Origin of the sequence: Natronomonas halophila (assembly GCF_013391085.1) — an archaeon.
GTDB classification, from domain to species: domain Archaea; phylum Halobacteriota; class Halobacteria; order Halobacteriales; family Haloarculaceae; genus Natronomonas; species Natronomonas halophila.
This window is the reverse complement of record NZ_CP058334.1, coordinates 250,402-267,259: the sequence shown is the minus strand read 5'-3', so window position 1 is coordinate 267,259 and position 16,858 is coordinate 250,402. Positions and strand designations below refer to the sequence as shown.

At 64.9% G+C, this 16,858-nt stretch carries 20 protein-coding genes; 9 read left to right on the top strand and 11 right to left on the bottom strand.

Annotation, left to right across the window (positions count from 1 at the left end; all coding sequences use genetic code 11):
- The 4 genes from HWV23_RS01300 to HWV23_RS01285 all read right to left on the bottom strand — a co-directional run bounded on the left by HWV23_RS01300 (window position 1) and on the right by HWV23_RS01285 (window position 3,633).
- Entirely contained in the window at window positions 1-834 is an 834-nt protein-coding gene (locus tag HWV23_RS01300; RefSeq protein WP_178288669.1) for a nucleoside phosphorylase, read from the bottom strand.
- The gene (gene cdd, locus HWV23_RS01295) at window positions 831-1,235 is read right to left on the bottom strand and encodes a cytidine deaminase (protein ID WP_178288668.1); all 405 of its coding nucleotides are present in this window, start codon (window positions 1,233-1,235) and stop codon (window positions 831-833) included. The genes HWV23_RS01300 and cdd overlap by 4 nt, the downstream gene beginning before the upstream one ends.
- 36 nt (window positions 1,236-1,271) lie before the next feature.
- Window positions 1,272-2,636, bottom strand: a complete 1,365-nt coding sequence (locus tag HWV23_RS01290) for a phosphohexomutase domain-containing protein (protein ID WP_178288667.1) — start codon at window positions 2,634-2,636, stop codon at window positions 1,272-1,274.
- 370 nt (window positions 2,637-3,006) lie between these two features.
- Window positions 3,007-3,633: an RAD55 family ATPase gene (locus HWV23_RS01285; protein WP_178288666.1), complete on the bottom strand. Its 627-nt coding sequence runs from the start codon at window positions 3,631-3,633 to the stop codon at window positions 3,007-3,009.
- 143 nt (window positions 3,634-3,776) lie between these two features.
- Between HWV23_RS01285 and pyrB the strand changes: the two genes are divergently transcribed.
- The 3 genes from pyrB to HWV23_RS01270 all read left to right on the top strand — a co-directional run bounded on the left by pyrB (window position 3,777) and on the right by HWV23_RS01270 (window position 6,204).
- Window positions 3,777-4,679: an aspartate carbamoyltransferase gene (gene pyrB, locus HWV23_RS01280; protein ID WP_178288665.1), complete on the top strand. Its 903-nt coding sequence runs from the start codon at window positions 3,777-3,779 to the stop codon at window positions 4,677-4,679.
- A complete protein-coding gene (gene pyrI / locus HWV23_RS01275; RefSeq protein ID WP_178288664.1) occupies window positions 4,676-5,137 on the top strand; it encodes an aspartate carbamoyltransferase regulatory subunit in 462 nt (153 codons plus the stop codon). Before pyrB ends, pyrI begins: the two co-directional genes overlap by 4 nt.
- Window positions 5,138-5,337: 200 nt before the next feature.
- Entirely contained in the window at window positions 5,338-6,204 is an 867-nt protein-coding gene (locus HWV23_RS01270; RefSeq protein WP_178288663.1) for an alpha-amylase family protein, read from the top strand.
- A gap of 20 nt (window positions 6,205-6,224) precedes the next feature.
- Here the strand turns inward: HWV23_RS01270 and HWV23_RS01265 are convergent, their stop codons facing one another.
- Window positions 6,225-6,791: an NUDIX hydrolase gene (locus HWV23_RS01265; RefSeq protein WP_178288662.1), complete on the bottom strand. Its 567-nt coding sequence runs from the start codon at window positions 6,789-6,791 to the stop codon at window positions 6,225-6,227.
- 144 nt (window positions 6,792-6,935) lie between these two features.
- Between HWV23_RS01265 and HWV23_RS01260 the strand changes: the two genes are divergently transcribed.
- Complete coding sequence (locus tag HWV23_RS01260) at window positions 6,936-7,133, top strand: DUF1918 domain-containing protein (protein WP_178288661.1); 198 nt, start codon at window positions 6,936-6,938, stop codon at window positions 7,131-7,133.
- Between the two features lie 4 nt (window positions 7,134-7,137).
- A complete protein-coding gene (locus HWV23_RS01255; protein ID WP_178288660.1) occupies window positions 7,138-7,581 on the top strand; it encodes an RNA-binding protein in 444 nt (147 codons plus the stop codon).
- Between the two features lie 20 nt (window positions 7,582-7,601).
- On the opposite strand, the gene HWV23_RS01250 is transcribed toward HWV23_RS01255, so the two are convergent.
- The gene (locus tag HWV23_RS01250) at window positions 7,602-8,264 is read right to left on the bottom strand and encodes a helix-turn-helix domain-containing protein (RefSeq protein ID WP_178288659.1); all 663 of its coding nucleotides are present in this window, start codon (window positions 8,262-8,264) and stop codon (window positions 7,602-7,604) included.
- A 61-nt stretch (window positions 8,265-8,325) separates the two neighbouring features.
- On the opposite strand from HWV23_RS01250, the gene HWV23_RS01245 reads away from it, so the two are divergent.
- Window positions 8,326-9,990: an NADH-quinone oxidoreductase subunit D gene (locus tag HWV23_RS01245; protein WP_425487432.1), complete on the top strand. Its 1,665-nt coding sequence runs from the start codon at window positions 8,326-8,328 to the stop codon at window positions 9,988-9,990.
- Window positions 9,991-9,996: 6 nt separating this feature from the next.
- On the opposite strand, the gene HWV23_RS01240 is transcribed toward HWV23_RS01245, so the two are convergent.
- From HWV23_RS01240 to HWV23_RS01225, 4 genes are all read right to left on the bottom strand, one after another.
- Window positions 9,997-11,049 carry a DNA replication complex subunit Gins51 gene (locus tag HWV23_RS01240; RefSeq protein ID WP_178288658.1) on the bottom strand — a complete coding sequence of 351 codons (1,053 nt, stop codon included), beginning with the start codon at window positions 11,047-11,049 and terminating at the stop codon, window positions 9,997-9,999.
- Window positions 11,046-12,227 (bottom strand): DNA primase small subunit PriS, encoded by a 1,182-nt coding sequence (priS, locus tag HWV23_RS01235; RefSeq protein ID WP_178288657.1) that lies wholly within the window; start codon window positions 12,225-12,227, stop codon window positions 11,046-11,048. The genes HWV23_RS01240 and priS overlap by 4 nt, the downstream gene beginning before the upstream one ends.
- A gap of 102 nt (window positions 12,228-12,329) precedes the next feature.
- Window positions 12,330-12,671 carry a HalOD1 output domain-containing protein gene (locus HWV23_RS01230; protein WP_178288656.1) on the bottom strand — a complete coding sequence of 114 codons (342 nt, stop codon included), beginning with the start codon at window positions 12,669-12,671 and terminating at the stop codon, window positions 12,330-12,332.
- 106 nt (window positions 12,672-12,777) lie between these two features.
- Entirely contained in the window at window positions 12,778-13,266 is a 489-nt protein-coding gene (locus HWV23_RS01225; RefSeq protein WP_178288655.1) for a GNAT family N-acetyltransferase, read from the bottom strand.
- A gap of 262 nt (window positions 13,267-13,528) precedes the next feature.
- Here HWV23_RS01225 and HWV23_RS01220 point away from each other — a divergent pair, with 262 nt between their 5' ends.
- From HWV23_RS01220 to HWV23_RS01210, 3 genes are read left to right on the top strand one after another with little or no spacing between them, the layout of a single operon-like run.
- Window positions 13,529-14,215 carry a potassium channel family protein gene (locus tag HWV23_RS01220; protein ID WP_178288654.1) on the top strand — a complete coding sequence of 229 codons (687 nt, stop codon included), beginning with the start codon at window positions 13,529-13,531 and terminating at the stop codon, window positions 14,213-14,215.
- A gap of 1 nt (window position 14,216) precedes the next feature.
- Complete coding sequence (locus HWV23_RS01215) at window positions 14,217-14,459, top strand: Lrp/AsnC family transcriptional regulator (RefSeq protein ID WP_178288653.1); 243 nt, start codon at window positions 14,217-14,219, stop codon at window positions 14,457-14,459.
- 59 nt (window positions 14,460-14,518) lie between these two features.
- Complete coding sequence (locus HWV23_RS01210) at window positions 14,519-14,860, top strand: DUF7113 family protein (protein WP_178288652.1); 342 nt, start codon at window positions 14,519-14,521, stop codon at window positions 14,858-14,860.
- Between the two features lie 653 nt (window positions 14,861-15,513).
- On the opposite strand, the gene icd is transcribed toward HWV23_RS01210, so the two are convergent.
- Window positions 15,514-16,770, bottom strand: coding sequence for an isocitrate dehydrogenase (NADP(+)) (gene icd / locus HWV23_RS01205; protein ID WP_178288651.1), 1,257 nt, complete (start codon window positions 16,768-16,770; stop codon window positions 15,514-15,516).
- Window positions 16,771-16,858 lie beyond the last annotated feature (88 nt).

The window sequence follows — 16,858 nt, the reverse complement described above, 5'->3', positions numbered from 1 at the left end:
CTACGCCTCGTCCTCGGGAATCGACAGGCCGGCGTGCCAGTGGTCGACGCCGGATTCGGCCTTCTTTCGGTCCATCTTCGCGAGAATCGACGCTGCCAGCGATGCCGTTTCGGCGGCCCGACCCTCGCCCTCCGTCCGGAACTCGCCGGTGACGCGGTTGGCGTAGGCCGTACAGACCGCTCCCGCACGGAGGCCGTAGATGTTCGCCAGCGTCATGATGGCGCTGGCCTCCATCTCGAAGTTCAGCACGCCGGCCTCCTGAAGCGCCTCGATTCGCTCCTCCGAGCCGGCGGCACGGAAATCTTCGAATCCGGGCCGGGACTGGCCGGCATAGAAGGAATCGGTCGAACAGGTGACGCCGAGGTGGTAGTCGTAGCCGAGACGTTCAGCCGCCGTCACCAGTGCCGTCACGACCTCGTCGTGGGCCGCCGCCGGGTAGTCCTCACGGACGTATTCGTCGCTGGTGCCCTCTTGGCGGACGGCAGCGGTCGTGATGACCAAATCGCCGATGTCGACTTCCGGCTGAATCGCACCGCAGGAGCCGACGCGGATGAACGTCTCGGCGCCCACGCGGGCGAGTTCCTCGACGGCGATGGCCGTCGACGGCGAGCCGATACCCGTGGATGTGACGGAGACGGGCTCCCCGTCGTAGGCGCCCGAAAGCGTCCGGTATTCGCGGTGGCGGGCTCGCTCCTCGTAGTCGTCCCAGTAGTCTGCGATGACCTCGACGCGGTCCGGGTCCCCCGGCAGGAGGACCGGCCCATCGACGTCGCCGTCGGCCAGTTCGATGTGATACTGGAGGTCGTCGTTCGGGTCTTCGCTATCCCCAGTCATTCGAGCGTCTCCGGGGAAATCGTGTTCGGAATGAGTTCGCCGAGGGTGTACACCACCGGTTTAGCCTCCGGGGTTTCCTCGTTCTCACAGATGACTCGTAGGTCGTCATCGCAGAACTCCCGCAGCGATTGCCTGCACATCCCGCAGGGCGTAATGCCGTCGCGCTTGCTGCTGCTGACGGCGATGCGCTCGAAGGAACGATGGCCGGCTTCGATGGCCTTCGAGAGCGCCAGTTCCTCGGCGTGGATGCTGTTGGAGTAGTTGGCGTTCTCGATGTTACAGCCCGTATACACGGTCCCATCGTCAGTTTCGAGCGCTGCGCCGACGCGGTACTCGGAGTAGGGGGCATACGAGTCGTCGACGGCCTGGCGGGCCGTTTCCAGCAGTTCCCTGTCGTCCATACCGGAGCGTCGGCCGCCGGGCGCAAATAGCCTGTCCTACGCGGTATCGCCGGCGTCGGCGATAGCCCCTTCGACGATTTCGACGACCTCATCGACCAGCGCGTCGACAGCATCGCTTTCCGCGTAGATGCGCATGTACGGCTCCGTGCCGCTCGGACGGACGAGCGTCCACGATGCGTCCTCGAACGTCAGGCGGACGCCGTACTCCGTGTCGACGGCCGCCTCGGGGAACGCGTTGGGGAGTCGGGACTCCAGCAGCGACATCGCTGCTGATTTCCGTTCGTCGGGACAGTCGACGCTGACCTTCCGATACGGACGCTCCGTAATCGGCTCGCGGAGCGAATCGAGTCCCTCGCTCGCGGCGAGGGCCGAGACCAGCGCCGCGCTGGCGACGCCGTCTATCCACAATCCGAACTGCGTGTGGACGTGTTTCCACGGCTCCGCGGCGAAGACGACTGCGGTGTCCTCGCTTCCTTCCTCGCGAACGGCGGCGATGCCCTCGTGAAGCGCGCCGAGGCGGACCCGTTCGACGCGACCCCCGACGCTTTCGACGTGGTCGTCGATGCGCGCCGAGGCGTTCGGCGTCGTCACGACGACGGGGTCGCCAGCATCGCTCGCTCGGACGTAGAACCCCGCGACGATGGCCAAGACCGTATCCTCGTGGATGACGTCGCCCTCGCTATCGACCACGACGAGTCGGTCAGCGTCGCCGTCGTGGCCTATTCCGAGGTCGAACTCGCCGTCGGCGACGAACGCCCGCAGATCTTCGAGGCTCTCCGGCGTGGGCTTGGATTCTCGACCGGGAAAGTGGCCGTCGACGTTAGCGTTGAGCGCGACGACGTCGGCGCCGAGTTCGCGGAGTACCTGCGGGGCCGCGAGACTGGCCATGCCGTTCCCGCAGTCGACGGCGACGCGAATCCCGTCGGCGCTACCCACGAGGTTGCGGACGTAATCGGTGACCGCCTCGCGATACTCGCCGAGTAGGTCCGAGCGAGACGTATCGCCCCAGTCGTCCCAATCGGCGAGTTTCGGGCCGGCTTCGACCCGGGACTCGATTGCAGTCTCGGCATCCCGGTCGTACTCGGTGCCGTCGACGAAGAGTTTCAACCCGTTATCAGTCGGCGGGTTGTGGCTGGCGGTGACCATGATGCCTCGGCGCCCCTGCGAAGCGTAGGCTAGCGCCGGTGTCGGGACCTGCCCAAGTCGGGTCACGTCAGCGCCGCCGCTTTCGAGTCCTGCTTCGACGGCGGCGACGAGCGCCGACCCAGTTTCGCGGCCGTCACGGCCGACGACGAATTCGTCGCCGTCCACGGCGGCCGCCTGCCCGACGGCGAGTGCGAGCGACGGGGTGACGTCCGTCTGGACGTCCCCACGGATGCCGGCGGTTCCGAAGAGTTCCATACCCGTAGTTGGGCGGGCCGGGTACTTGACCGTTGGCGAAGTAGCGAACAGACGGTGTGTTCCAGCGATGACCCGTTCACCGTGCTCCCGCCTCGTCGGGCCATCGGCGACTGCTCAGAGCATGGGCCGTCTGGTCTCGGCTTTGTTTATAAATGGAAGGGTGAGAGCATCCGCCGAAGAGGCGTCCGATGGTCGCTCCCGAGGCGGTTCCCGCTGGCGACCGAAGGGAGCCAGCGTAGCGCCGACTGACTAACGCGAGCCTGAGCGAAGCGAAGGCTCGCGGCTGGAAGGAGGCGCGCATATTTTCCCCACGTTTTTGCCCGACTGAGCGCGCCGCAGGCGCGCGAAGGAGGTGCAAAAAGTGGGTGTTCTAGGCGATATCCCGACTCGTGTCGATGTCGACCTCGTCGGCCAGTTCGAGTTTGATAATGTCGGACAGTGCCTGCCCGCCGCGGAACTTGGGGACTGCGAGATGGTTCTCGATGCGGTCGCCCTTGATGGAGGTCTTCAGTTGGAAGACGAGGTCCGCCATGTGTTCGGTGGTGTCCCGAAGCGGCGGGATATCGTGGCCATCGAGACAGTGGAGGATTGCGAGGCTCTCGGTGTTGTAGATGTGGTTCTGGAGTTCGTTCAGGAAGTTCCGATAGCGGGTCGCTTCCTGCCGTTCGAGCACGTCCGCGGGGTCGATGATGAGATTGGAGTTCTCGGGTAGCGCGGACACGAGTTTGGCGGCGTTATCGAGCGGCGCGTCACCGGTCACGTCGCGGACCGTCGGGTCGCCCGTCTCGGTATTGGAGTTGGTAATGCTGTTCGAGACGGAATCGCCGGTCCGGTCCAGCGAGATGTAGAGCGTGCCGCGAGTCGCGGTCAGTTCGTACAGGAACAGTTCCGCCTGGCTCGCGGGCTGAGCGGTGAGCGCGACGATGCTTCCGGCCGGAATCCCTCCGTTAAGCTTCCTGTCGAGGACACCGATTCCGGTCCGAAGCCGCTCGCTCATGGACCCTAATGCGGGAGCCAGCCGATTAAGCTTTCGGGCTAATGGCCCCGTTACTGCCCAACGTGAGCCTTCAGCACGGTACTCATGGGCGAAGTCGCGATTGGTCGGGGGATTCAAGAGCGTCCGCGCCGGGTGTTTCCCTAATGCGTCACGACCACCTCATCAGCGCGAAACAGTTATCGCGTGATGATATCGAGGCGGTGTTGGACCGAGCCGCCGAGATTGCCGACGACCCCGGCGCGGTCGCCGATGCCCGCGAGGACACCCTGCTGGGCCTGTGCTTTTTCGAACCCAGCACGCGGACGAAGATGTCCTTCGATACCGCGATGAAGCGACTGGGCGGCGACACCGTCGATATGGGCAGCGTCGAATCCTCGTCGGTGAAGAAAGGCGAAAGCCTCGCGGACACCGTCCGCGTCATCGAGGGCTACACGGATGCGGTCGTCTTGCGCCATCCCTCCGAGGGGGCGGCCAAACTGGCCAGCGAGTTCGTCGACGTGCCCGTCATCAACGCCGGGGACGGCGCCGGACAGCACCCGACTCAGACCTTGCTGGACCTCCACACCATCCGGGAAAACGCCGGGTTCGAGGACCTCACCATCGGCATCATGGGCGACCTGAAATACGGTCGGACGGTTCACTCGCTGGCCCACGCGCTGACGAACTTCGACGTGAGCCAGCACTTCATCAGCCCCGAGAGCCTCCGGCTGCCCCGAAGCGTTCGTTTCGACCTGCACGAATCTGGCGCGCAGGTGCGCGAACACACCGAAATCGAGGAGGTACTCGAGACGCTGGACGTGCTCTACGTCACGCGCATCCAGCGCGAGCGCTTCCCCGACGAGAACGAATATCGGCAGGTCGCGGGGCAGTACCGCATCGACGCCGAGATGTTGGAGGCCGCCAAAGACGACCTGACGGTCATGCACCCGCTGCCGCGCGTCGACGAAATCGCGCCGGACGTCGACGACACCGACCACGCGACGTACTTCGAACAGGCACACAACGGCGTTCCCGTCCGAATGGCGCTTCTAGACGAGATACTATGACCGAAACCGAACTCCGCGTCTCGAAAATCGAGAACGGCACCGTCATCGACCACATCACCGGCGGACAGGCGCTCAACGTCCTCGCCATCCTCGGCATCGACGGCTCCTCCGGCGAGGAGGTCAGCGTCGGGATGAACGTCCCGTCGGACCGCCTCGGCCGCAAGGACATCGTCAAAGTCGAAGGCCGCGAGTTGAGCCAAAACGAGGTGGACGTGCTGTCGCTCATCGCGCCCGCGGCGACCATCAACATCGTCCGGGATTTCGACGTCATCGAGAAACACCGCGTCTCCCGGCCCGAGGCGGTCACCGGCGTCCTCTCGTGTCCGAACGCAAACTGCATCACGACCGAAAACGAGCCGGTCGAATCCCGCTTCGAGGTCCTCGAAGAGGGCGTCCGCTGTGCCTACTGCGATACCATCATCCGGGACTCGCTGGCGGCCCACATCAGCGTCGCGTAGCGACGGCGGAAAGACTATGCTCCCGGCCGCCGAGATATGCCCTGTATGTCGAAGAAAGTACTCGCCCTGGTCCTCGTCGCCGCGGCCGCTCTGCTCTACGTCAAAAAGCGGTAACGCCACGGTGGGGACGACGGTCCGTCGCATCGCTTTCCAACTACCTTTTCCGAACGACTTACCCACGCCGAGAGACGACTACGGGTATGTACGGCGTCGTCACGCGAAACGAGGAGGAGGCCCGGTGGCCGGATTTCGACAGCGCCTTCTACGAGGTCAAGGACGTCTCGGGTCGGTCGGCCGAACCCATCGAGGAAGCGGTGAGCATGATCTCCTGCTTCGGCGACAACGCGGCCGGCGAGGAGAACCCCGAACTCGTCCCCGTCGACCCCGACGGCCAGAAAGCTACCCGCGACCGCACCTACTTCGATTGGGCCTACATCTGCCCGACCCACGACGGCTACCGCGAGGGCCTGCTGGAGATCATCGAGGACTGCGCGGAGGTCAATCCCGACATCCGACTGGACGATATCGGCTTTCCCCGGGCCGAATACTGCTACTGCGACCGCTGTAACGAGCGCTTCGAGGAGTGGGTCGAAACGCGCCACGAGAACGGCGAGGGGCCGCCGCCCGAGGAGACGGGCGTCGAGGACCGCTACGAGTGGCGCGCCGACGTCATCACCGACTTCGTCGAGGAAGCGAGCGACCGCATCCCCGGCAAGACGTACATGACGCTGTATCCGGACCCCTACGAGGGCCACCTCTACGAGCGGGCCGGCATCGACCTCGACGCCATCGAACCGCTCATCGACGAGTTCGTCGTCCCGCTCTACGACACCCACTACGGGACGACCTACTGGCTGGAGACCATCGCAAGTGGATTCGTCGACCGACTCGACACGCCCGTCAGCATCGAGCTCTACGCGGTCGACGTGGATATCGACGACCTGATTCACGCAGCGGACGTCGCCGAGGAATACGCAGAAACGGTCCTCTTCGGCTACGAAGCCTCGAACGCGCGGGCGGCGCTCCGCCGGATGGACGCCGACCAGCGCGACGGCGTCGAGTGGTAGACTGGGAACTCCTTTTTAAGTCAGGCGATAGCGCGGACGGCGTCGATGAGGTCCTCGCGGTCCCGAGTATCCTCGGGAAGCGCCTCCGGTTCGAACCATCGGGCCTCGCTGATTTCGTCGTCGGGGTCCGCGACGGTGGGCGTGGTCGTTTTCGCCTCTGCACTGAAGACCGGGAGGACGCCCCATGTGTCGTGTTCGCCACAGGAGATCTCGACGCGGTTCAACATCGCCAGCCCCTCGTAGGCGGCGTCGATGCCGGCCTCCTCGTCGAGTTCGCGCTCGGCGGCCTCTCGGAAGGATTCGGAGCCGTCGACGCCGCCGCCGGGCAACACCCACATGTCGACGCCCTCGTGGCGGACGACCAGCAGTTCGCCGGACGGGCGATAGACCAGCGTGTGTGCGCCGTAGGGTGCGCCGCAGTGCTGGATGCGCTCGGCGAGGGTGCGAAAGCGGCCGCGGGAGACCCGCTTGCGATAGGTGCGTTCGAGACGGCCCGCGCCGTAGGTGTCAGCAGCGCGGTGGTACGCCTGTTCGGCGCGCTGGGCGGCCTCGTCCGCGAGATACCAGAGGCCGTCGACGGCGGTCATCGCTGCTCCCGTGGCGTGGCTGTCGGCGGGCGGTCCAGGGACGTGTCGCGTACGGTATGCATACCCGCCAGTTCGACCCATGTCTAAAAAAGCGTTCGCACGGCGAAACGACGGGCTTTTTCCGCATCGGCGAAAAGCGAGAGTATGGCATTCGAGAAAGGCGATAACGTCGTTCTGCACGACGAACACAGCGACTACGACGGCGAAACCGGTGAAGTGACGCAGGTTTCCGAGACGATGTTCGGTGACAACACCTACATCGTCCAGTTCGAGGAAGGCCAGGAAGCCGGCATCCCCGAGGACTCGCTGGAAGCCGCCGACGAAGACGACGACGAAGAGTGAGCCGATGAGCGCCGTCCCATTCCACTACGTCGACCTCCGGACGTTCTGCTACTCCACGGAGGACGAAAAACGGGTGGAGGCGGCGCTGCGGACGTTTCTCCCCGACGATGTCGACATCGAACGCGAAGAAAGCGAGGGCCACCACGGCGACCGCATCCTCGTCCTCTCGGCACGCCTCGAACGCGCCGACGAGATGCGACACGCCCTCTCGAAACTCGCGGAGTTCGAGGACATCGACCGCCTCATGGACGAACTCGACCAGCGCATCGACGAGAACTGCGCGTTCTTCATCCAGTTGGACAAGCAGGCCGCCTTCAACGGCGACGTCGAACTCGGGTCCGGCCTCATGTTCCGCGCGAAGGTCGAGGCCTACCCCGCGAAAAAGGAGAAGGCCGTCACCGCCGCCCGCGAGGCGCTGACTGAACTCGCCGAGGAAGGCGAACTGTAGCCGACGGCCCTTTTAGGTGGCTACGGGACCCGCTCCAGCATCGCCGCAACGGCCTGCTGTTCGACCTTCCGGAGGTGTTCGGAGGCCGTTCCCGGGGCACAGTCCAACCGATCAGCGACATCGGAAACCGACCCCTCGCGCGGCACGTCGTAGTACCCCAACTCGAAGGCCGCAGCGGCGGCTTCGCGCTGACGGTCGGTGAGTGTGGCGTCGGCCGTCGACGGCGGCGCGTCGTAATCACCGATGCGGTTGATGTCGATTTTGGCCTCTGCGGGCACGTCTTCGAGAGCGGTCTGGAGCGCCTCGGGTTCCCCGACGACGGTGAATCGGGCCGTCCCGTCGCTGCGGAACTCCACGGGTGGAATCAACAGGAGCCCGGGGCGCTCGAAGGCCCCTTCCAGTTGCGCATCGAACTCCGTCGATTCCTCGCGGACGTAGGCGTAGCAGGCATCGTCGCCCAGCGGCGCGATGCGATACTCGACGATTCGTTCGGTCGCATCGAGCGCGTCGACGAACGCATCGTGGTCCCCCTCGACGTAGAACAGCAGCGTATCCGGGCCATTCTCCGCGCGATGGCTGTGCAGGAGTTGGTCGGAAACCAGCGCGTCATCGGTCACGAGCCGCCGATGAATCGGATGCATCGCCGACTCCTCGAACCGGAGCGTACAGCGGAGGGATTTCACGGCAGGGCGTTCGGAATCCGTATTAAAATATCCTAGCGGATGAGGCTGTATTCAGAACCCGATGGAGTTCGTCTGCCCGCGTATGTCGATGGAGACTGTAGAGCAGGCCCGCCCGGAGACCGAGGCGGTTCCGGCGCCCTTGCGACAGTACGCTGTCACGACGGAAACACATCTGAACGCCCCCGCCGTAGTCGTCCGGGCCGACGAAGTGACCGACGCCCTCGAAGTCGCCCGCGAGGAACTCGACTACGACCACTGTGCCTGTGTGACGGGGCAGGCCTACGACGACCGCTACGAGACGATTTATCACCTCCGAAAGTACGACGACCCAACCGACGAACTGAGCGTCGTCGTCCCGACGCCCCGCGACGCCCCCGAAAGCCAGTCGGCCGCCGGCGTCTACCGGACCGCCGAGTGGCACGAACGCGAGGCCTACGACCTCGTCGGGATTCCCTACGAGGACCACCCTGACCTCCGACGGATTCTTCTGCCCGAGACGTGGCAGGGCCACCCGCTCGACCCGCAGTACGACCCCGAATCGCCGCAGGTCGTCCCCTATCGTCGCCACGAGAACCCCCTACAGGAACACCACGAGACGGGTGACACCATGCTCGTCAACGTCGGCCCGCACCACCCGGCGACCCACGGTGTCCTCCACCTCGCGGTGACGCTTGACGGCGAAGTCGTGGCCGATGTCGACCCGGATATCGGCTACATCCACCGCTGTGAGGAGCAGATGTGCCAGCAGGGGACCTACCGACACCAGATAATGCCCTACCCCGACCGCTGGGACTGGGGCGGTGGCGGCATCCTCAACGAGTGGGCCTACGCCCGCACCGCCGAGACGCTGGCCGATATCGAGGTGCCCGACTACGCGCAGGTCATCCGAACGATGGCCGCCGAGTTGAGTCGTATCCTCTCGCATTTCCTCGCTATCGGCACCTACGCGCTGGACGTCGTCGGGGAGTTCACCGCCGCCTTCCAGTACGCGTTTCGGGACCGTGAACTCGCCCAGGGCCTCCTCGAGGACCTCACGGGCCAACGGCTCATGTTCAACTACTTCCGCCTCGGCGGGGTCGCGTGGGACATCCCGTCCCCTCGCGAGGAGTTCTTCGAGAAGGCTCGGGAGTTCACCGACGGCCTCCCCGAGAAACTGACCGAATACCGCAACCTGCTCACCAGCAACGAACTCTTCCAGGTCCGGACGGTCGGCGTCGGCGAACTGCCGCCCGAACGGGCGAAGGCCTACGGCTGTACCGGCCCGGTCGCCCGCGGTTCGGGCGTCGATTACGACCTCCGGCGGGACGACCCCTACGGCTACTACGAGGAACTCGACTGGGACGTCGTCACCGACGACGGCTGTGACAACTTCGCCCGCGTGGGGGTCCGCCTCGGAGAAATCGCCGAATCGGCGAAAATCGTCAATCAGTGTGTCGACCTGCTGGAGTCGTGGCCCGACGAGGAGCGAACGGTGCAAGCGAACGTCCCGCGGACCATCAAGCCCGACCCGGATACCGAGATTTATCGGGCCGTCGAGGCCGCCAAGGGTGAACTCGGTATCTACATCCGCTCGGACGGCACCGAGAAACCCGCCCGGTTCAAGATTCGTGGCCCCTCCTTCTCCAACCTGCAGGCGCTCCCGGAGATGTCGGAAGGCGAATACGTTCCGGACCTCATCGCGACTATCGGCAGTCTGGATACGATTATGGGTGAAGTCGACCGATAAGGCGTCTCAGTCGAGGCGTTCGGCAGCGCCCTTATCAACTAACACGTCGGCGTTTGGTTCCGGAAGCGTGACGACGTCCTCGGACCCGAGGTCGTAATCCCGGTTGTCGGCGCCGACGACCTCGCCGATGTCGTCGGTGATGCGAACCGTGGTCCGGGGAAGTCCCGGAATGTTGCTGCTCTCGTCCGTCGATTCGTCGGTCGCCGACGGGTCGGCCGAAGTTCGCTCCTTGGAGCCCGACGTCTCCTCCGAACCGACGCCGGGCGGGGCATCGTCCGGTTGGACTTCTGTTGGGGAACCTCCTCCTGCCTCCAAGTTTGGCGCGGGCGGCTCTTCAGGTGGCGCCGACTCGGAGGCCTCCGTCGCCGTCAGGGCGTCGGCATCAGGGTCGGGCGTACTGTCGGCCGTCGGTTCGCTCGACGCGGTTGATTCTGCTTCCGTCTCCGCCTCCGAAGCGGCGGGCGAGGCTCCTGTTGGGTCGGCCGATTCGTCGGGCCCGCTGCCCATCAGGTCCGCCGCGCTGACGCCCTCGGTGTCGGGGGTCGGGTCTGAGCCAGCGTCTATCTCTGGCGTCGCGTCCGAATCCGGCGCGGGCGACGCGCTCGGGGACTCCATCTCAGTGCCGATGTGGTCGTCTTCGGTCGAATCTACCGAGCATGAGACGGAGGGCGCATTGCCGTCGAGCACCGACAGCACGTTCTCACGGTTGTTCTCGATACGGACCACGAGGTCGTCGAAAAGCGACGCCTCCTCGTCGGTGAGGCCGTCGGTGTCGACGGGCATCCCCGCGGCGGCGATGGAGGCCTTCTTGACGACCTTGCCGACGCGACGTTCGTATATCGCCTCGACGGTCTGTTCGGCCGTCTCGATGTCGTTGGAGAGTTGGCGGACTTCGGACGAGGAGAAGGGGTCGTCGGCGCGGTCGACGGCTTGGGCGCGCTCCTGTGTCAACTCCTGAATGAACTCGCCGACTTCCCGATAGAACGACGAACGCAGGTGCTGGAGGTCGCTAGATTGCCGCTCTCGGGCCTGCACGGATTGTAGTTCGTCGAGATTCATTCTCCTGCCTTTGTTGCGTGCCCGCGAGCCATCGCGAACACGCCGACGTACTCTGGGACGGAAGCAACACCCTCCGTGAGCCTAAAGCTTTCCCCCCGCAGTTCGACCGTCACCTCCTCGCGGGCGTAGACCGTTATCTCCTCGCCGACGAACGTTTCGGGGACGGCGTCCACGAGCGGGTCGAACTCCTCGACGGCGTCACGGTCGATATGCGTGACTTCGAGGCCGCTGCCGCCGTGGAGGCTGCCCGGCAGCCGAATCAGTCGGTTGATGTCCGTCGTCACGGGTTCGTCGATTGGCGCGCTGCCAGCCTCCAGTACCTCCCCGAAGAGGTGCTTGGCGATGCTGTGGACCGCCGGATGCACGTCGACGTTCCCGGCTTCGATTTGCTCGCGGTTGTTCTGGGCGGCGTTCAGCGCGGCCTGTGCCTTCCCCTGTCCGATACCCTCGAACTCCTGCAGGCGCTCCAGAGCGTCGGCTTCGTCCATCGCGAGGAGTTCGTCGAGGAAGGCAGTCAGTCGCTCTCGGGTCCGGCCCGCCCACCCGCCGTCGGGCAGCGAACGCTTTTGGGCGGGCGACTTCCGACCGGCGCTTCCGGCGACGGCTTCCGTCGTGACGATGTCCTCGAATGCGACGTCCTCGCCGAGGACGTAATCGACGATCTCGCGGCGGGCCGCCCGACTCAGTTCGAGGACGCCGGGGTCCCGAACGTGGACGTGATAGCCGCGGCCGCCCGAGAAAACGACCGTCATATCGTCGAAGGCGAAGTCGTTCTCCAGTAGGTCCAGCAGGCGAAGGAGTGCGTCCTTACAGACCGCCAGCATGTCGGCGTAACTGTCCTCCTCGGGGTCGACGCCGGGCAGGTGGTCGGCGTCGAGGTCGAAGACGAGGTCCGACCCGCGCCAGCCCTTCCCGCCCATGCTGGAGGCGCCGGGGTCGTCGTAGCGGCCCGCCGAGAAGTAGACGTGTCGCGGGCGCTCGCCGGCGAGGAAGTCCTCAAGGTCGCCGCCGCCAACCAAATCGAGATGGGAGTGGTGGCGGACCATCGTCGTCCCGCCCTCGCTCCAGGTGATGTAGCCCCACTCGCGCTCGTTGGCGGCAGGCGGCGTCGGGACCTCTACCCGGCGGTAGTGGTCGCCGAACCGACCTCTCAAGTAATCGCGGGTGCGGCCGTCCATAGCCCGCTTTCGACACTCGGGCGAAAAAGCGTTGCCCTCCGTGGATAGCAGATGAGTTCGTCACACAGAACGTCGCCCGAAACGGCTCGACTATAGGGGCGTTTATCGGTCGGGATTCGCGGGGGTCGTATAGACCGTAATCCGCCCGTCGCCTTCGACGGTCACGGTGTAGTCGAGATACTGGAACCTGACGAAGCCGTCCACTTGACACGAATCGAACTCCTCGGGGTCTCTGAACAACGTCCGTTCGAGCGCCTCGACGTCGATAGCGTCGTAGAGCGGCGGCGAAAGGAAATCCCGGTCGGAGATTCCCTCCGCCTCCACGATGGCATCGACGAGCGTCCCGACCAATCGGTCCGTCTCTGCGGGCTCGTACCGCCGCTCGGCGACCGTCTCCAGCGGCTCGTCTATCGTCGCGATAGTAACCCGGTGTTGCGTGCTCATACGCGAATGAAACGGCGAGCTATGTATCGAGGTAATGGCTCAATAATTAGGCATTCGACGGAATCGGGGCGTCGTTCGCTCCCTGCTTTCGGTTCGGCCGAACCGTTTACTTGCCGGGCATGAACTTCGAGAGTTTCTCCGCAAGCCCGCCTTCCCCCAGACGGAGATAGTAGGCGTCGCCGTTGTCCTCGTAGTAGCCGTCGATGCGGCGCTGAATCTCGAAGCCGAGATGCTCGTAGAAGGCAAGCGCGTCGTCGTTGGTCGCACGCGCGTGGCAGGTGACCGAACTGTGGTCTTCGGCGACCGCTGCGACGAGCCGGCGACCGAAGCCCTCACCGCGGTATTCGGGGTCGACGGCGAGAAACAGGATGTAGCCGTCCCGTCGGGTCGCGGCAAAGCCGACCAACTGCTCCCCGTCGTACTGCGGCTCGACGAGGGCATACACGCGGGAGCGGCGGTAGGCGTCCGTGAAGAAGCCGTGGCGCTGTTTGAGCACGCCCTCCGCGTGACGGATGCGCTCTTTCAACTCCCAGGCGTCGTCCACGAAAGCGTCATCCCCGGTCCCGATGACACGCGTATCGACGGTGACACTCACTATCACGAGATTGGAATCGGGTAAATATAACTCCACCGCCCGAGGGGCAGTGTTCCGATACGACTGCCGAGCGTGGCGGTGCGGTCTTCAGGTATCCCGCTGGGCCCCGCCCCACGGCTGCTCGGACGGAACCGGGCCAGCGGTCGTGCAGCGAGAGGCGACACCGCGGTTGCTGATGCGGCTCGACAGTTACGCCGCTCGGCTGGCGCATCCACCTTGTGACGGAGTAACATTATTGGGCCCGGTCGCCGTAGGGACATCCATGAGATTCGTTATCGTTGGTGCCGGCCGCGTGGGGATGCGAACCGCCCGCGTGCTGCGCGAGGAGGACCACGACGTGGCGCTCATCGAGCCCGAGGAGACGAAAGTCGAGCGGCTGCGGGACGAGGGCTTCGAGGTAGTGCAGGGCGACGGCAGCGACGAGGAGACCCTCGACGCGGTCGGTCTCGAAGACGCCGACGGCCTCGCGGGACTCTCCGGGGACTTCACCGTCAACGTCATCGCCTGTATGATCGCCAAATCCCACAACTGCCGGACGGTGCTGCGGGTCGACGACGACTACCGCGAATACGTCATCAGCAAATACGCCTCCGACGTTGACGAGGTCATTTACCCCGAACGGCTCGGCGCCATCGCCGCCAAGAACGCGCTGGTCGGCGGGAACGTCCGCGCCGTCGCCGATATCGCCCAGAACCTCCAACTCGTCCAGTTGACGGTTACCGAGGACTCCCCGATGCGGGGCTACACCCTCTCGGAGTTGGAGTTGCCCGCCGACGCACGGGTGTTGGCGTTCGGCAAAGAATCGGAATCGCTGGCACTGCCGACCGGCGACGTCTCGCTGGAAGTCGGCGACCGGGTCGTCGTCATCGCCGACTTCAGCGTGCTCCGGGACGTCGAACAGATTATCGTCGGTGAAACCGACCACGCGGTTGCCGCGGGAGGTGCCTGACATGGTCGTCGCATACGTCATGGTCAAAGCACACACGGGCGAGGCGGACCGGCTCAAACGGGACATCGAGGACATCGAGGGCGTCGTTTCGGCCCACATAGTCGCTGGCGACGTCGACCTCATCGCCAAAGTCGACGTGCCCTCGCCGGCCGACGTCAAGGACATCGCCGCCACCAGCATCCAGAACCTCGACGGGGTTGAGGACACCCACACCTACGTTGCGATGGCCGACGCCGAGGCCTGACCCCCGGCAAACACCCCGTTCGGCGCACGGTTTTTATCCGGTAGTCACATAGCGTGCGTATGCTTCACATCCGTGGGCACGCCGGGGGGACGGCGCTCACCGGGACGCTCTACGAGCGCGGCGAGGACTCACCGCAGTTTCGGGGTGCGCCGGACGACGACGCGCCCTACGTGTGGGTCTGCGACGCCTTCTACCGGGTCGAAAGCGGCGGCACGACCCAGACCATCGACGGCGAGGAAATTCAGGTCGCCTTCGAGTCGCCGATGCCGCGCGGCTTCGAGGAGCGCGGCGACGCCATCGAAGCCGCCAAAGAGCACGTCCGCACCCAGTTCGCGCGCTTGGGCGTGCCCGAGGAGGACGTGCGTCTGGAGGTTATCGAAGTCGCCGAAGACCCTGCCTAGGACTATTTAAATCCGAGTATTTTGAGGTCCACTACTCAAAAGGGACCGTCACCCCCGAAGCCCTCAGTCGGCTGGCGGTCGCTAAGCGGGATATCCTCACTTCGTTCGGATAGAGCCCGCTTAGCGACTCCACTTCGTCGCCAGCCGACTTCGCCCTTCGATTCCGCCAAGGACCGCACCACACACCTCCCCAGCCGACTCCCTCCTTCGCTGCGCTCAGTCGGTCGTCCCTCACACGGTGTCGTTCGACCGCCGCTCACGGGAGCGTTCGCGGCGGTCGCCCAGCGCGCGCCTATTGAATGGATAATTGGCCGGGAGCGAGTGGTCGCTCTCGGCGACCCTCGCGACCCGGGGAAGGGCAGGCGCCGTGCGGCTCCTCGGAGGATTGAAAGGGCGAGGCGCGCGAGACGCGAACGGAGTGAGCGTCTCGATATGGGCGAACGGGGAGCGGAGCGACCCGTGAGCCCGGTGGCGTCCAGTTTAGTCGCTGAGCGACCTCTATCCGAGCGGAGCGAGGATATGCCGCTCAGCGACCGCCAGCGAGCCGAGGGCTTTCCGGCTGTTTGCGGTCGAGAAGTCGCCAAGCTCTATTTATAAACATACGACGGAAGCAGCGAATCGAAATAAGAAACGCAAAACCGTCTACAACAACCCTAGGCGAGGTCGTAGAGGTTGTCGACGACTTCCTGCGCGTACTCGCTCGTCGCGAGTTTCTCGCCGCCTTCGATCTGGCGTTCGATGTCGTAGGTGACCTTCTTCGAGGAGATGGTCTGTTCGACGGCGTCGCGAACGAGGTCCGCGGCGTCGTCCCAGCCCATCTGTTCGAGCATGATACGGCCGGAGAGAATCATCGCGGAGGGGTTGACCTTGTCCTGGCCGGCGTATTTGGGCGCGGAGCCGTGGACCGGCTCGGCGAGGACGCGGCCGTCGCCGATGTTGGCGCCGGGCGCGATGCCGAGACCGCCGATCTGGGCGCCACAGGCGTCCGAGAGGTAGTCGCCGTTGAGGTTCGGCAGCGCCAGCACGTCGTACTGGTCGGTCCGGGTGAGGATTTGCTGGAGCATGTTGTCGGCGATGCGGTCGTTGACGACGACGGCGTCCTCGGGCTGTTCGCCGTCACGCTCCTCCCAGAGCGTGTCCTCGGTGATGACCTCGTCGCCGTACTCCTCTTCGGCGACCTCGTAGCCCCAGTCGCGGAAGGCGCCCTCGGTGAACTTCATGATGTTGCCCTTGTGGACGAGCGTGACCGAATCGCGGTCGTTTTCGAGGGCGTAGTCGATGGCGTTGCGGACGAGGCGCTTGGTGCCGAACTCGGAAATCGGCTTGATGCCGATGCCGACGGGGCCGTCGTGGATGGTCGAATCGAAGCCCATCTCCTCTTCGACGAAGTCGCGGACCTTCTCGACGTCGTCGGTGCCGGCTTCCCACTCGATGCCGGCGTAGACGTCCTCGGTGTTCTCCCGGAAGGAGACCATGTCCATCTGCTCCGGTCGCTTGACCGGCGACGGGACGCCGTCGAGGTGGTAGGTCGGCCGGATGTTCGTATAGAGGTCGAGCTTCTTGCGGAGCGCGACGTTGAGGCTGCGGAAGCCAGCGCCGACGGGCGTCGTCAGCGGGCCCTTGATGGCGACCTTGTATTCCCGAATCGCGTCGACGGTTTCCTCGGGCAGGTTCTCGTCGTAGCGTTCGCGGGCGGATTCGCCGGCGTAGACGCGCATCCAGTGAATCTCGCGTCCGGTCGCGTCAGCGGCTGCCTGCAGCACTTTCTGGGCTGCCGGCCCGACATCCGTCCCGATACCGTCCCCGTGAATGATGGGAATGATAGGGTCATCAGGTACGACGAGTTCGTCGTCCTCCGTTACCTCGATTTTCTCGCCCTCCTCGGGCACCTCCACTTTGTCGTATCCCATACGCGGGGATTTCTACCGGCCCCCTGAAAGGCGTACCGTTCCTTCGGCGAATTTTGCATGAACAACCGGGAAGGAATCCCCCAGTTGG

Coding starts and splice junctions, on each gene's coding strand:
- HWV23_RS01300 (WP_178288669.1), bottom strand. CDS start 834: ATGACTGGGGATAGCGAAGACCCGAACGACGACCTCCAGTATCACATC.
- cdd (WP_178288668.1), bottom strand. CDS start 1,235: ATGGACGACAGGGAACTGCTGGAAACGGCCCGCCAGGCCGTCGACGAC.
- HWV23_RS01290 (WP_178288667.1), bottom strand. CDS start 2,636: ATGGAACTCTTCGGAACCGCCGGCATCCGTGGGGACGTCCAGACGGAC.
- HWV23_RS01285 (WP_178288666.1), bottom strand. CDS start 3,633: ATGAGCGAGCGGCTTCGGACCGGAATCGGTGTCCTCGACAGGAAGCTT.
- pyrB (WP_178288665.1), top strand. CDS start 3,777: ATGCGTCACGACCACCTCATCAGCGCGAAACAGTTATCGCGTGATGAT.
- pyrI (WP_178288664.1), top strand. CDS start 4,676: ATGACCGAAACCGAACTCCGCGTCTCGAAAATCGAGAACGGCACCGTC.
- HWV23_RS01270 (WP_178288663.1), top strand. CDS start 5,338: ATGTACGGCGTCGTCACGCGAAACGAGGAGGAGGCCCGGTGGCCGGAT.
- HWV23_RS01265 (WP_178288662.1), bottom strand. CDS start 6,791: ATGACCGCCGTCGACGGCCTCTGGTATCTCGCGGACGAGGCCGCCCAG.
- HWV23_RS01260 (WP_178288661.1), top strand. CDS start 6,936: ATGGCATTCGAGAAAGGCGATAACGTCGTTCTGCACGACGAACACAGC.
- HWV23_RS01255 (WP_178288660.1), top strand. CDS start 7,138: ATGAGCGCCGTCCCATTCCACTACGTCGACCTCCGGACGTTCTGCTAC.
- HWV23_RS01245 (WP_425487432.1), top strand. CDS start 8,326: ATGGAGTTCGTCTGCCCGCGTATGTCGATGGAGACTGTAGAGCAGGCC.
- HWV23_RS01240 (WP_178288658.1), bottom strand. CDS start 11,049: ATGAATCTCGACGAACTACAATCCGTGCAGGCCCGAGAGCGGCAATCT.
- priS (WP_178288657.1), bottom strand. CDS start 12,227: ATGGACGGCCGCACCCGCGATTACTTGAGAGGTCGGTTCGGCGACCAC.
- HWV23_RS01230 (WP_178288656.1), bottom strand. CDS start 12,671: ATGAGCACGCAACACCGGGTTACTATCGCGACGATAGACGAGCCGCTG.
- HWV23_RS01220 (WP_178288654.1), top strand. CDS start 13,529: ATGAGATTCGTTATCGTTGGTGCCGGCCGCGTGGGGATGCGAACCGCC.
- HWV23_RS01215 (WP_178288653.1), top strand. CDS start 14,217: ATGGTCGTCGCATACGTCATGGTCAAAGCACACACGGGCGAGGCGGAC.
- HWV23_RS01210 (WP_178288652.1), top strand. CDS start 14,519: ATGCTTCACATCCGTGGGCACGCCGGGGGGACGGCGCTCACCGGGACG.
- icd (WP_178288651.1), bottom strand. CDS start 16,770: ATGGGATACGACAAAGTGGAGGTGCCCGAGGAGGGCGAGAAAATCGAG.